The organism is Bacteroides faecis MAJ27 (assembly GCF_900106755.1).
Classification (GTDB): Bacteria; Bacteroidota; Bacteroidia; order Bacteroidales; family Bacteroidaceae; genus Bacteroides; species Bacteroides faecis.
On record NZ_FNNN01000007.1, the window covers coordinates 198472 to 213588 of the forward strand.

Annotated in this window: 9 protein-coding genes; all 9 read right to left on the reverse strand. The window is 40.9% G+C overall.

The features are described from left to right. Positions 1-2 precede the first annotated feature (2 nt). Positions 3-3119, reverse strand: coding sequence for an efflux RND transporter permease subunit (locus tag BLW31_RS08625; RefSeq protein ID WP_010537570.1), 3117 nt, complete (start codon positions 3117-3119; stop codon positions 3-5). A gap of 48 nt (positions 3120-3167) precedes the next feature. Beyond that, positions 3168-4229 (reverse strand): efflux RND transporter periplasmic adaptor subunit, encoded by a 1062-nt coding sequence (locus BLW31_RS08630; RefSeq protein ID WP_010537569.1) that lies wholly within the window; start codon positions 4227-4229, stop codon positions 3168-3170. A gap of 7 nt (positions 4230-4236) precedes the next feature. Continuing rightward, complete coding sequence (locus tag BLW31_RS08635) at positions 4237-5733, reverse strand: TolC family protein (RefSeq protein ID WP_010537568.1); 1497 nt, start codon at positions 5731-5733, stop codon at positions 4237-4239. A gap of 20 nt (positions 5734-5753) precedes the next feature. Then, positions 5754-9059 carry a golvesin C-terminal-like domain-containing protein gene (locus BLW31_RS08640; protein WP_010537567.1) on the reverse strand — a complete coding sequence of 1102 codons (3306 nt, stop codon included), beginning with the start codon at positions 9057-9059 and terminating at the stop codon, positions 5754-5756. A 15-nt stretch (positions 9060-9074) separates the two neighbouring features. Further along, positions 9075-9968 carry an ABC transporter ATP-binding protein gene (locus tag BLW31_RS08645; protein WP_010537566.1) on the reverse strand — a complete coding sequence of 298 codons (894 nt, stop codon included), beginning with the start codon at positions 9966-9968 and terminating at the stop codon, positions 9075-9077. A 267-nt stretch (positions 9969-10235) separates the two neighbouring features. Next, positions 10236-11636, reverse strand: a complete 1401-nt coding sequence (locus BLW31_RS08650; protein ID WP_010537565.1) for a carboxypeptidase-like regulatory domain-containing protein — start codon at positions 11634-11636, stop codon at positions 10236-10238. Positions 11637-11674: 38 nt separating this feature from the next. Continuing rightward, positions 11675-12907: a YjbH domain-containing protein gene (locus BLW31_RS08655; RefSeq protein ID WP_010537564.1), complete on the reverse strand. Its 1233-nt coding sequence runs from the start codon at positions 12905-12907 to the stop codon at positions 11675-11677. Positions 12908-12911: 4 nt separating this feature from the next. Then, entirely contained in the window at positions 12912-13661 is a 750-nt protein-coding gene (locus tag BLW31_RS08660) for a YjbH domain-containing protein (protein WP_010537563.1), read from the reverse strand. Positions 13662-14052: 391 nt separating this feature from the next. Then, positions 14053-15018, reverse strand: a complete 966-nt coding sequence (locus tag BLW31_RS08665) for a tyrosine-type DNA invertase cluster 3b (protein WP_022302280.1) — start codon at positions 15016-15018, stop codon at positions 14053-14055. Between the last annotated feature and the right edge of the window lie 99 nt (positions 15019-15117).

Here is a 15117-nt window from a genome sequence, read left to right on the forward strand (position 1 = left end):
CTTCAGCTGTTTTTAGTTCGGCGATTTATACGTCTTTTGATATTCTCCAAGACATAATAGACACAAGGAATAACCATCAAACTCATCAGAGTAGAAGTTATCAATCCTCCGATCACAGCTATAGCCATTGGTGAACGTAAAGAAGCACCTTCACCAAAACTGAATGTCATCGGAAGCATGGCCAGAATCGTAGTCAAAGTAGTCATGATGATCGGACGGATACGCTGTTGCCCTGCTTCTACAATGGCATCAGTCAACTCCATTCCCGCCTGACTAAGCTGATTGATACGGTCTACCAGAATGATAGAGTTATTGACGGCAATACCTCCCAGCATGACAATACCGATGACTCCCATCATATTGATAGTGGTTCCAGTAATGAAGAAAAGTAAGATAGCACCTACTACAGCCAGAGGAATAGTCAGCAAGATCGTAAACGGATGCAGCAAGGATTCAAACTGGGAAGCCATCACCATATAGACAAGTACAACAGAAAGCATCAGAGCAAACAACAGACTGTTCATTGATTCTTGTCGTTTTTCTTCTTCTCCTGTCACTGTGATACTGTAGTTAGCAGGCAATTCAATACCTTTCACCGTTTCACGCACTTCGGCTGCTACTTTATCCAGTGATTTACTCGCATCCATATTAGCCATCACCTTACCGATACGGCTTTGATTGCGGCGCAGAATCTCCTTGGGCGCTTGTCCGTGAGTAATGGTAGCAATCTCTTGTAATACAAATTCCTGTGTTCCACTTTTGATGACAAGAGCACCAAGAGAACTCAACGGGATATCCGGCACCTTTATGACGATATCACGCATCTCACCGCGATATTCCATTTTACCGACTTCCTTACCGCTTAATTGCTGCTTCAATTGTTCGATTACCATAGCCACACTCAGATTATTGATACCGGCTATCGTACGGTCAATCGAGATCACAACTTCCGGAGCACCGTCTTCCACGGAAGTAATAACATCATAGATTCCATTTACGCCAATCATCCGTTCCTTCACCTCTTCAGTCAACTGAGCAATCTCATCCAACTCCTCTCCTTTGACCTCCACAACAATAGGAGCCCCTTCGCTTCCTAACAGTGAACTCAGAGAATTCTCATCCTGCTGAATCGTCAGTTCCAGTCCGTCAGGATTCTTGGCCGATTCCACGAAAGACGCAATCACCTTTTCCGGTGAAAGTGTACATTCCGGTGAAAGGATCACTTTCATCATTGCTGTATTTTCTCCTTCAAATATCGCATTTTCCGAACCACTTCCCTCTCCGATATGGCTGTATACCGTACATAAAGAATCACTGCCAACAATGGTATATAACAATTCTTCCAAATTGCCTACAGCAGCGGAAGTACGTTCCATCTGTGTACCTTCGGGCATTTTGACTACAGCCGTAAACGTCTTGCTTTCCGCACGGGGCATAAACTCAGTTCCGATAAACGGAGTCAGTAACCCAGTCACGATAAGAAGCAACACTGCCATACCGACCACCAGCCAACGTCGCTGAATCAGCCTGCGAAGCACTCTGCTATATCCCGCAATACGAATGGACTTCACTTCTTCCAGCTTAATCTTCTTGCCGGAAAGCTGGATATATAACATCGGAATCACCAGAATAGCCACAAACAAAGAAGAGACCAGTGAGAAAGTTACCGTCCATGCCTGATCTTTAAACAGTTCGCCCGAAGCTCCGTGAAGATAAACAATCGGCAGGAAGACGACAATAGTAGTCAGAGTAGAAGCAATTACCGCATTGGCAACTTCTGCTGTCCCGTTAATAGCAGCCTCTTTGATACTCAATCCTTTTTCCTGATTTCGGAAGATACTTTCTATGACGACAATCGCATTATCCACCAGCATACCCGCCCCGAGCGCCAGTCCTCCTAATGTCATAATATTCAGCGTCAGCCCATTAAAGAACATCAGATTGAAAGTAGCTACAATGGAGATTGGAATAGCAAGGCTGACAATCAGTGTTGTCCCCATCCGGCGAAGGAATACAAACAAGACTACAATAGCGAGGATAACACCCAAAACAGCACTGCTCTTTACTTCTCCGATCGCACTTTTTATAAAAGTACCCTGATTCGAAATCACCTGAAAATGATAACCGGGCAATGCATTCTCTATCACTGCCAATTGGCGGGTTACCTCATCCACCACTTTTACAGTATTAAAACGCATCTCCTTATAAATAGACAGTCCGATACTACGCTTCCCGTTAATCCGTACAATGTTCTCCGGACGAGCGTTCAAAAACTGCACAGTAGCCACTTCCTTCAAAAAAACAGGAGCTTTATTACTGTTGGCGGTTGCTGTACCCGTAGCATTGTTTCCAGATGCTTCCTCTTGTTGTATCGCTTTGTATCCGACAATCAGATTCTCAAAATCATCTTCTGAAGCAAACAAGCTCGAACTTTTCACCAGATATTGTAATCCCAGTTCACTGACCCGTCCCCCAGATATGCTTTGATTGTTCGATTCGATGCGCGAAGCGATATCTTCTATTTTCAGTTGAAAAGCATCCAGTTTATAAGGATCAGTCTGAATGGTAAGAGTGCTGACTTCTTCTCCCGAAAGCGTAACTTCAGCCACACCTTCCAGACGAATCAACTCATTACGGATATAGCTTTCAGCAATTTTCCTCAATTCCGCCATATCTGTAATACTCTGATGAGACATTCCCACCAAAACTACCGGAGACAAGTTCGCATCATGCTGCGTAATCTTCAGTTCAGTGATATCCTTGTTCTGGGCAAACGGATTCATGGCTTTCTGCAAATCAAGAAAAGCCTCATCCATGTCCTTTGTCCAGGTATACTCTACAGTAATTCGTGCCGTCCCGGCTTTAATCACAGAAGAGACCTGAGTAACATCACTCTGCCGGATCGCCATAGACTCCATATTTTTAACGAATTGCTTTTCGATCTCCTCGGGAGGGCGTTCACCCGCCTTTAATTCAATAAACAGGCGGGGATTATTCAGATCGGGCAATAAATCCACACTCAACTGATCGTATGATACTTTTCCCAGCAATAAGAGGGCAAATACTACCATACAAATCGTAACCGGATTGCCTACTGCAAATTTGATTATATTCTTCATAAGTATTTCCTATTTTCAAAAGATGCGGTCATATATCGCATCCATGATTTACTTTTGGATTTTGACTTTGGCGTCTTCTTTCAGTGTTTCAAAACCCTTCACTACCAAATTGTCATTTACATTAAGTCCGGATAGAATTTCGATATTATATTCATCCTCCAGACCTGTTTGCAGATTGCGTATCTTTGCCGTATTCTTTTCGACGATATATACGTATTTCCGGCGACGATTGGACAAGATTACGTCTTTAGGTATAATGATAGAACTATCAGCTCTGTCAACGATAATATCTGCTTTGGCGAACATACCCGGACGCAACTTCAGTTGGTCATTATCAATCAGAATCTTTCCTTTAAAAGTACGTGTCTCCGTACTGATTGCAGGAGACAACTCACCGACTCTCGCTTTTAAAGTATCTCCGGGGATGGTATAATGAGTAATATATACTGGTTGCGCTTCCTTGACATAACGAATGCTGCTTTCCGGCAGATTGATATCCATATACATTTTATCATAAGCCATCAGACTCACCATAGCCTTTCCCTGTTCCACTCTTGTATCGGCCGTATAGTGAGGCAAATCAACAATCACACCATCAAACGGAGCTTTCACTTTCATCTTCTCCAGATTAAGTTTTGCGTTTTCATAATCGTAACGGGCATTCGTTACTTTTACTTCCGTATTCCGCATTTCACTCATCGTCACCCCACCTTTTTCATAGAGAGCTTTCTGCTTTGACTGTTCCTGTTCGGCAATTTCAAGACTTAGTTTTTTAGCGTCAATAGCGATTCCGTTTTCATACTCCTTGTCTTCCAGACGGATTATCAGTTCCCCCTTACTTACCTTGTCTCCCATTTTGAAAGGTTTTCCGGTTCTCGGATTAGTCTGAAGTTTATAAAATCCGCTCATTTCCGCATTCTGAGATACACCGTAAGTCGGCTGCACTGTTCCTGTTGTATTTATTAATTTACTGATAGAACCTTTCTTCAGCTCCACGACAGATACCGGAGTTGCAATATTATTGGGTGCGTTTTGTGGTTTGTTGCCACAGCCAGTTAACAATAAGGTTGTTAACAAAGAAGATGCAATAAAAATTTGATACTGTTTCATGGTCTGCTTATTTTTTATCAATAATGTCTTTCATAGGAACAAGAGGGATATTCTTGTCGAAATCATACAATGAAAGGATTTTAAGATTAAGTAATTCTATTCTGTAATTAATCAACGCCTGCGTATAAGTAATCTTCTTATTCGAAAGCTGAGTCTGGAACTGGCTCATTTCCATACCGGTTATGTCACCTTCCCGATAACGAGTCTGATTCAGATCATAGGTCAACTGTGCATTCTGTACATTTTGCTCGGCGATTTTAATCTGAGTCCGGAGGTTTTCGAGGTTACGCCATACCTGACGAATATTCAGCTCGATATCCACTTTATCCTCTTGAAACTCGAGTTCATTAATCCGTTGGGCCATCTTTTGTGCTTTAATCCTTGCTTTCTTTTCACCCCAGTCGAAAATAGGAACAGCAAAGCTGATAGAAACCCTCGGATTCTGTGTCGGATTATTATAAACTTTATTCAGGTGGCTATTATCTCCTATCAATCCGAAAGAGATAGATACATCTCCTTTAAACTCGTTCAGCGCTTTTGTCTTAATCATATCGAACTCAAGTTCCTTGCTCTCTATTTCACGTTGACGAAGTTCCAGACGCGAACCCAATCCATGCGATATGGCCTGGTCCAGATTTACCTGAATCGGTTTAATCTCCACTTCCGCAAATACGAGAATATCTTCATCCAGCCTCATTCCGAGAGTCTGTTTGAGTTTGTCTTTCGCATTCTCCAGATTCACCTGACTTTCGTCTACAGACGAACGAGCCGTAGCAAGATTCAGTTCGGCCTGAAAGAGTTCGTCTTTAGCTGCCAAATCCGCTTCTACTTTATTTTTTATAATATCATAACTCTGCTGGGCATTGACCAATTCTTCGCGACTGATTTCCAGGTTACTTTGTGCCATATAAACCGAATAAAACTGATCGGTTATACTTTTTTCCGTATTCAGCTGTTGTAAAGCATAACTAATATTGGCATTTTCATAATCATACTCTATCTGCTTCAATTCCATTTTACGCTTGTTGTAAGTGAAAATAGGCTGAGTCAACTGCAGATAAAGGTCATTGCTGAATGCACGGTTACTGGTCTTATCGCCTTCTATGATGGAACTATTGTCCTGCCATCCGAAACGATTTATTAAAGAAATAGTACCGTCTGTCCATAAAATAGGCTGATCAACCTGAAAAGTTCCACTGGTGTTGAATGTTTCGTTCGTGTACCATTGTGACAAACGATTATCAAAACGCCTGTTCTTGTTATAGTCCACCGGATTCAAATTTAATGAAAATCGAGATTTTAAAGAAGCCTTCTGCGCCAGCAGATTCTGCTTATATCTCTCCAGATTCATATAGGAACGGCGAAGAGAAGGACTATTCTCCTGCGCAATCTCCATTGCCTTGTCAATCGTCAAGGGAATTTGCCCCTGCGATGTCAGGGCAATCCCGGTAAAAGTTACGATTGTCAGCAGCACTCTTTTAAATAGTAGTAAGTCACTTTGCATATAGTTTGCTGTTTTAATAATTATCGTTTCACTATTTTCACTGCATCAGCCGTCACAGACCGCAGTTTACATTCATCTGTCAATACGACACGAACCGTATCGGCACTAAAATAATAAGTACCAAGCTGTTCCCAACCTTCATTGGCTTTTCTCAGGTTGATATAGGCATCTTCTACCTCACTGTCATACGCCACCCTAAAATGATATTCACCTTGAAGGCGGTCATTCCATCTCAGCTCATCGTTCTTGAATACATAATAATAGAGTTCGTACTGACCGGCTTCCGGCACAGGTATTTTCCATGTAGCCGTCTGACTACCGTCTCCACTCTTTATCACATAAGCCGAACGGATATATTTACCATAATATTTAGCATTGGTAGTAGCCGTCCATTGTAAAGGCGCACGCCACCAGGATATACCCGAATATTTAAAAGGAGTTTCCTCTACTTCATCCAGCCATTTAGGAAGAAGCCCTACAACAGGAGGAGTAGAAAGTACAAAGAGAGTAGAATCTTCATTATCCACAATAATCTCTCCCGGCATTTCTAATGACGACTCCGGTAGTGTATAGATACTGTCCTTGACTATTTTATTTCGTTCTTGTTTTACGTTGCCTATGGATTGCCGGATCATATAAGGAAGATTTCCGGAAATCATCGTGTTGACCTCTACCTCACGGATTTGTTCTTCCCAGACAGATACAAACTCTTTAGTTGTATGGGCAGCTATCTCAACCTTTTTTCTGGCTCTGGGATCTTCCAGAGGTTGGTACCACCAGCCATTCTGAAGAACATTCATCTGTATTATTCCGTCGTAATCAGAGTTATTGCTCACCAGCACTTTCAATACAAAGAATTCTTCTCCCCCCTTATTGACAACTTTGGTCAACTCGGGCTCTCCGATCGAATAAAAAGGAAGAGGAGTCAGTTGTTCCCATTCTTTCAAAGAGGAATAGATATCCGTGCGGCTCATTTGTCCTAGCGTATCCAGCATATTTTCGAACTTAATATTCAGAAAAGTATTACGCTTCAGCATCGCATACAATGAATCTCTGAAAGCATCGACCCCCATATTGATTTCTGATCGGGCGAAAATACGGCTCGCCTCCAGTCCTACGATATTATTTTGCAGATTACGCTGTTCCACATCAGCCAGCAACTCCTTGAATGTATGTTTTTCCAGCAGAAGATTGGCCTTCTCGTTATTACTAAGTCCATTTATCTGGCGCTCCCATCCTTCATTTTCTGACTTCTTTTGCAGATACAACTCAATGGCACGATTGGCTACAGGCCATTCCGAGGAATAAATATTGTACCGGAAATTATAAATCTGCGGGAAAAGGAAATAAGGATTTGCCACAGACGAAAGATTTCCCCGTCCCCTACTACCTGTTGAAAAGTTATAATCACCTTCTGTCCGCATAAACATCCAGGCAAAATTACTAAATGTACGCATCTGGGCTTCCTGTACAGTGATCTCATTCTCTCCCGACCACCGGATCTGATTCTTAACCTGCCTTTTTACATCCAGTTCCCAGAATATGGCTCCTTTTTCAGGGAACAATACCATTTCCGGCTGAACCGTTTCCTGGGCCTGAGACCAGGCACGTTCATAGCTGGCAAACTGTACCGGAACTTCTATGATAGAGAATCGCTTAAAAGGATAATCCAGTTTATATTGCCGTGCCAACTGATCTTTAACATTACGTATAAGCCAGGGAATAGTATCGTGAATGGAATCGAACGACGCTGTAAAATAGTCGTGATCCTTCAGGTGCCACACACTATAAAGAATACTGTCCGCATAGACACTTTTTTGCTGATAATCACCTATTAATAAAGATAATGTCTGAGACGGAAAATCTCCTTTAAACGAATAAACTCCTTCCTCATCACATTTTCCTTCACCTTGGGAAATAGGCACTAATCCCGGAAGAGGCTTGACTTTCAACCGATAATTACTGAAATAAGTTTGTTGCCAATCAGGATTTTTGTCACTATAGCTTGTTCCTGCACGGGGATACCAATAAGTCTCAGGAGTAAGCATCAGATAATCTTTTGTCTGAAAACTATACTGTTTGTCTATGTTAAACAGAAACTTCTTATTGGAGGCTTGCAATACTTCGGGGGGAATATCCAGATAGCAGAATGAATTATCTATTTGCCCGTCATACCTGAAGGTTACAGAAACCGTATCTCCTTTGGCAAGGTTTGTTCCGAAATCCACTAACACAATTTGCTTGTCACGTTTAAAATTGAGCGGTTGTTCTCCCGACCGGACGGAATGCACGGTTAATCCCGGATTCAAACAGAAAGTGAATACGGCAGATGAATCCAATGCCACGCCTTTTACTGTTACTTCCGACAGAAAATCATCTGAATGCTGTTCTACTGAAAGATCATATTCATGAATGAACATCTTCGGAGTAGAAACATATTGATTGTTGATCTTCGTATATGTAGCCCGTATATCACTCTGATACAAAATTGAATGTATATGCCAGTAACCACATACGAAGGCTAACATAAGAGTACAGAAAGAGAGAACTAACCACGGATAATTACTACGCGATGAGTTCGGAAGGCGCCGAAACAGAGAAATAGTGAAAAAGACAAACGCTAATCCGGCAAGTAAGTAAATGCCACGATGATTCAAGATCACTTCCCAGTTGGAAAAGCCGACAATACTGGACTTTACCAAAGGAAGACTATAGGCCATATAATCGAAAAGATAATAAAACTTATCTTCAATATAGAAAACCGTCAAGCCGATATATCCCAGCAGCAATACAAATGTCAATGCCTGATTTTTAAGCACCAGCATCAAAAAGATAGCCAATCCGATGATAAAAATCAACGTAGGTACACTGATCAGGAAAAAATAAAGCAGATAAGCCACCCAGTCTACTTCTCCCAATGTCAGGTTGAATGCTGCCGTAATAGCCATAATAATAAGATTCAGCAGCAAAAAGACACGCAGGTTTCCCCATATCTTACCTATGACATATTCAGCATTGCTCAACGGACGGACATAAAAGACTTCCGATGTATCCAGTTTTTTATCTCTTTTCAGAAAGTCGGAGGCCAGAAAAATAGCTATAACTGCCTGTCCTGTATTAAGCAATAACAAGATTAGATAAGGAATATTGGATGGAATGGCTGTTGCAATCCAAATACCTCCGCTATCCTCCGATACGAATAACATGAAATTAAAAAAAGTAATGATAGCTACGGCGAGCACCGTGAATACTCTGAAGAACCAGCTTCTTATTAATAATTTGCTTTCATATTTTGCTACCGATTGTATATTAGATATAAAGGTCATATCAGCATATCGTGTTTAGTCGTTTGTCCAAAGGTTTAATTGATTCTCCATGTAATATACATAGGCGTGTTCCAGATTAGGAGGAAATGGCTCCGCTTCGTATCCCTCCACTTTATCGGCAACCACTTGTACCTCCCAGATTGTCCCCGATGGAATAGTAGAGATTACCGGATATTTTTTATCGATTTCATGTAACTGGTCACCGGCAGCCCTGATTCTCCACACCTTACCTTCGGCTAATTTCAACATATCCTGGGGAGAACCGTTGAAGGAAACTTGTCCCCTATTCATTAACGCCATATTGTTACAGGTACTGGAAATATCACCGACAATGTGAGTAGACAAAATAATAGTCACATCATTCTCGCTGACCTCCGAAAGAAGGTTGCGGAAACGGATACGTTCCTCGGGGTCAAGTCCGGTAGTAGGTTCATCAACAATGATTACTTTAGGATGATGTATCAGCGCTTGTGCGATTCCTAACCGCCGCTTCATACCTCCCGATAATTTATTGGCATATCGTTCACGAACATCAAACAAGCCAACGTTTTCGAGCATTTCATCTACCGCCTGTTTCCTCTGCCTGCTATGAGTCATTCCGGATAAGCGTGCCGCATAATCAAGAAACTCATACGTTTTGTATTTGGCAAAGAAACGAAAGTCCTGAGGGAGATACCCCAGAATACCGCGTATTTCTTTCCGCTGTTTCATCAAATCATAACCGCAAATTTCTACTTGCCCGGAAGTTGGTTCCATGAGGGCTACTAGAATACGCATCAAAGTAGATTTGCCGGCGCCATTGGGTCCTAATAAGCCAAACATCCCTGCAGGAATCTCCAGATTGATATCTTTCAAAGCATGATTTCCGTTGGGATAAATCTTATTAAGGTTCTTAATAATTATGCTCATGACATTTTATTTGTCCTATGTTGTATTGGGTGATAAAGATAGGCTTTATTTACATGAAACAAATCATAATTATAAACATTAACTTATATTAGTAGAATTCTGTCTAAAAAGAACGCTCTTCAAACATCCATAGACATGAAAACGAAAAGGAGAAAACCACTTCACAGTGACTTCCTCCTCCTCATATCCCATATGATTATCACCCAACAGGGTTTATAAAAAAGGGTTTTATTAAAAAAGGGTTATTTTTATGATCTGAATTATTTATTAGTTACTTCCACCCTTACCACCACTATGAGTAGGATTAGTAGTAACTGTCTTATACTGATGATCAGTTCCGGTATAGCGTGTTGCTGTTACTGAGATTGTAACAGGACTTCCTTTATATAGCACCTTAGCTGACAACGTAGTAGTACGAGTCTTTGCATAGCAAGTATAATTCATTGTTGTATAGCCATTTACATTTACAGTATTATAGGTACGTTCTGTTGTTTTCACACCAGATGTTGACCCCATTAACGAGTACAGACGAGTTTTAAAGAAGGCTACCATAGCATTGATTGTTGCATCACTAGCACCCGTCAGCTTGCTCTTTACAGTATTTGTAATATCTGCATCTTTACATTCCCAACCAGCTTTCTCTTTATAAGTCAATGCAATACCAGTCACAGCTTTAGGATTCTCGCTATTATCACGACTTGCCTGTCCCAAGATGTCACTCTTTACAACGGTTTCAGAACTAACTTTACTAGTTACTTTATTTTCTACTGCATAAGAAGAAAAGTGAGTGATAGCTGCCTGATAGTTACCATCTTTCAAGTTTACCTTGCTTGTTTGCACATCCCATTTTCCTGTTTTAGTATTCAAATAAGTAAGCTGCATATCTGATTCAGCAAAAGTTACGTCAGGAATAGGATTAGGAATGGAAATGGTGACCGGATTTGCAAATTCCAAACCACTTGGTTCAAAATGAGCAGCTGCTAAAGGAATGGTCTTTTCCACATCCTTATTCTCTTCTGCAGGTTTTACTTCTGTTGTTACTTCTTCGGGAGCAGGAACATAAGTCGTTACACTAATATCAGCAGAACCGTCTTCATTGATACCCGTTCCACTTTCAGGAAGAGCATCTTTTGGAATAGTTACCTCTACTGTTGCAATAGGAAGATCTTCAACAACCTTATCTGCCGGTGTTGTAGTCGGGTCCGGAATATCTTTATTAGAGTCACTATTATCTTTTACAGTAGCATCCTCACCTTGCTTCACATTTTCCGGTTCACTTTGCTTTGTCAGAGCCACAGCCACTGTTACCACACTACGGTTCTCCGCATTAGCAGCAATTTCCACAGATGTATTCTGAGCAAGATAACCTTTAGGGGCAACTTCAACTGAGTACTTGCCTGTATTCTTCTCAGTTACAGAAAACTTACCATCCTTGTCAGTCTTAATTGTTTCAGAACCAATTTTCACATCCACATTAGACAGTCCTTTACCAGCATCTGTCACAGTACCCATAATATAGTACTCAACAACCGGATCGGGAGTTACGATTTCTTCACCCGGTTCCTGTTTGGGTTCATCGTCATCATCATGACATGAAACTGCAGTGAAAGACAGCACACCGAAGGCTATCGCCAAAGAGCATGCATACAACCATTTTAAATTTCTCATAATTGTTCATTTTTTGTTTAAATTACTAATATCAACTCTTATTTAAGTTTTGTCTTATCATTGGTACGAATCAAATAATAACGAATATAATCCGGTTGCCAGAAACGGCTATTCTCGGCTGATTTCGGTTCTGTTCTATAGCTGACTCCCAAAGCACGGCGGGCAAACTCATTCCCGCTACGCATATCATACTGAAAAGCAAAATGATCCGGAAGCATTACACGTACTGCATGACGGTTGCGCTTCTTGCCCGGCAAAGGAATCGAGAAATGAAATCCGGCATTTGTTTCCCCATCTGTGTACATACCATAAAGCCCTACAATATATTCACCGAAATAGCGGGAAAGAGTTCCGCATACTCCATAATCCCCATATATAAACCGGCCTCCACTGACCTTTAACTGTGTATTCATTTGTGGAATATAATACCCCACACTAAACTGTCCATTGACTCTCTTCCATTTACTCATTCTCCAGTCTCTGCCATATAAATGAGAGGAACCGGTTATACCGCCTTCTCCTTCCACTGTCCAACGACCGTCAGATGAGAAATAACCGATACCGGCAGCAAGCCCCTGACGATCATCCGAGAAATTCCCACCAGTCAAGTATCCTTTCCAATGATTATCCAAGCGAAATTCCTGTCGCAATGTCAAATACCCCGGTCGGATACAATCCCATTTACCCGGCTCATTGTTAATGACAGGCAAGCAAACTTGTAACCTTAATGAAGCACCCTTCCAAAGTTGCATTTCTACCGCCGGTTGCAATTCAAAAGCAGCCTTATATAGTTTGTAAGTAACATTATTAACCAACATCACCCCCGGATAAACGACTAAATCCACCTTACCCAAAGTAGTAGACTCACGTTTTATCCCTTTCAAGTCATCCATTGCAGTTTGGGTAGAAGTAGTCATCTGCATAGTACGATACACCTCATTCAAATCACACTTTCCCGATTGATAATCCTCGATCAGTTTTGCAGGTAAGGTGATACAAAGTTGGGGCAGCGCATTATCCAATATAACTAACTGCAATGTAGAATTCTCCGAAACAGCTATCAAATGACGTATTGCGATACCTATACCATTATAAGATCCCCTATATACGGAAGTTTCAAATGCCGCCGTAATCGTATCCTGCTTCTGTATTACAGAGATATTTTCCATTTGCAAATCTTTCAAGACTCCAGATACCCGTACAGCCTGTGCATTTACACTTTCCAATGTGCAGCAACAGATAATATATAATATACTAAATACTCTTTTCATCTTCTTAATGTATTAAAGTACATTCATAACGCAAGCCCGCAGAAACACAAGTAAATTCGCGGGTAAACACATGGATAGACAAATGTTTCCAAAGGCGTATTGCTCCTCCAAGATTCCAGCCATGAGTATCATATTCTGCCATAAGCTTTAACTCACGGCAAAAAGCGGGAGTATAACGGATACCACCAAAAGGTCCTTTATTGAATGCAGGCTGATTGCCTTGATGAAAATACCAGCCTGCCGTAACAGCCAACTGATGTCCTTTACAGAAACCGAATGTCTTAGTTAATACACCATAATAATCTCCCCAATACTGAGTCGCCTTTTCTGTAAAAAGGTCATCGGCACCAATAACCACAGCAGGGAAATAACGGCTTTCTTTCAATGGACGGATACGGATAGTATTAGAGCGATCTTGATTATGATAACCAACTCTGCCATTATACGTTCGCATCTTGAGTAATGTCATACGGTAAGTCAGTTCTACAAAAGAGAATAATGACATATCAACAGAATAGTTCATGGTAGGATAATTAAATTTATGGGGTGTAACCTCTTCAGGAAGGAAGTTTGCACTTCCCATAAAGGTTCCTGTTTCCTGCATCTCGGCTGTAGGTATCATCATCTGCCCAGTTGCCCCAAGAGCATATTGTGCATGAATCTGGCTTGTTGTCAAGATTAGAATCAGAATTAATACAACACCCTTTAACGGAATAAATAGCATATCCCCCAAAATTGCTTCAATTTGTTTCATTTTTTATCTATGTGTATTCCTAAATAGAGATCTTACCCCAATTTAATTCATAAATCCTCTATTTTTACCATTCTTTTTTCTGTTACTTCTTAGGTAACGGAAAAAGCAGGGAAAGGGGAAAAATCTCTAAAAACACGAAAAAAAGGACATATCTGACTACCAAAGAAGGCTCAGCCTAGGTGTAGGGTGAAATTTCTTTGATTATAGGACGTAAATATCTTAGAATATGAAAAAAGAGTTCTTTCATATTCCGGACTATTTTTATCTTATTTTTTAATCAAAAAAGAAAAAAAGGATAGTTTACTTGCTTGTTATTTATTTTTTTGTCTATCTTTGCGTCATTATTATTTCCGTTACCTAAGAAGTAACTCCTACTTACACACACTGGTTATCAGCACTTTGTATCATTACTCCGTTTTGCAAAGCAATTCTTTACGTAAGATAAATTCATTTTATTAACTTCAGTACGTTCTTTCAAAGCAAAGCCTTTAAGGTAGATTTGTGTTGTTTTGATTGATTTGTGCCCTAACGATTCGCTGATCATTTCAATAGGAACTCCGCGATATTTCGCAGTAGTAGCCCATGAATGGCGAATCGTATACGAAGTGACAGGAGAGGTCAGGTGCAAAGCTTTTGCAAGTCCTCTCAACTGGTTATTGAATTTTCGGAGAGCAGACTGATATTCGCGATAAGCATCTTCATCCTTCCGTTTTTTATCACCACTCAAGATACCAAACAGATAATCAGGACAGTCCCGCAGCGAAGGTTGCCTGTTCCGGAGCTGATAAATCATATCTTTAGCGGTATCCAATACTTCTACGCTCATTGGAGTCTTCGTCTTGATACGATTATAATAAATAACATTCCGGTCTAAGGATGACTTCTCCAAATGTGCCAAATCAGCGAACGACATACCGCAGAATTGAAACATCAAAGCAGCAATAGCCTGCGTACGCCGCAAATGATCCGATTTCGGATCTTCGTATAGAAGCCTGTGCAACTCTGTTACCGGCAAAGCTTTCTTTTGGCGGACATCCACTCCCGTATACACCTCATGGAACAATCGGTGAACATAAGGTGCCCTTCCCGACTCCACTCCCCGATTATAAATACTACGTAGCATACGCATATACGTAGACACCGTATTAGGCTTTAAACCACGTTCATAAAGATACTGCCCATAACACCGTAAGTGTTCGCGAGTTATTTGTCCGAATGACACAGTAGAGGTACCACAAAACCCTCTGAAAGAAAAAAGTGCATTTTCATACACATGCGCTGTTGAATAGCGCCCCTCTTTTCGTAAACGACCGATGTACATTTCAGCACACCGGCTAAACCCATTTTTTTTCATCATTTGCACACTAGTTAATTATATAAATCACCTTCTCAGATGAGAGAACAAATATAACCACTATCAGGGTTTTAGTTACTATAAAATAATTTAATTGCGAAC

What these genes read in the sequence shown, in the direction of transcription:
- BLW31_RS08650 (WP_010537565.1), bottom strand. Translation starts at nt 11,636, where the DNA reads ATGAGAAATTTAAAATGGTTGTATGCATGCTCTTTGGCGATAGCCTTC.
- BLW31_RS08655 (WP_010537564.1), bottom strand. Translation starts at nt 12,907, where the DNA reads ATGAAAAGAGTATTTAGTATATTATATATTATCTGTTGCTGCACATTG.
- BLW31_RS08645 (WP_010537566.1), bottom strand. Translation starts at nt 9,968, where the DNA reads ATGAGCATAATTATTAAGAACCTTAATAAGATTTATCCCAACGGAAAT.
- BLW31_RS08630 (WP_010537569.1), bottom strand. Translation starts at nt 4,229, where the DNA reads ATGAAACAGTATCAAATTTTTATTGCATCTTCTTTGTTAACAACCTTA.
- BLW31_RS08660 (WP_010537563.1), bottom strand. Translation starts at nt 13,661, where the DNA reads ATGAAACAAATTGAAGCAATTTTGGGGGATATGCTATTTATTCCGTTA.
- BLW31_RS08640 (WP_010537567.1), bottom strand. Translation starts at nt 9,059, where the DNA reads ATGACCTTTATATCTAATATACAATCGGTAGCAAAATATGAAAGCAAA.
- BLW31_RS08635 (WP_010537568.1), bottom strand. Translation starts at nt 5,733, where the DNA reads ATGCAAAGTGACTTACTACTATTTAAAAGAGTGCTGCTGACAATCGTA.
- BLW31_RS08625 (WP_010537570.1), bottom strand. Translation starts at nt 3,119, where the DNA reads ATGAAGAATATAATCAAATTTGCAGTAGGCAATCCGGTTACGATTTGT.
- BLW31_RS08665 (WP_022302280.1), bottom strand. Translation starts at nt 15,018, where the DNA reads ATGATGAAAAAAAATGGGTTTAGCCGGTGTGCTGAAATGTACATCGGT.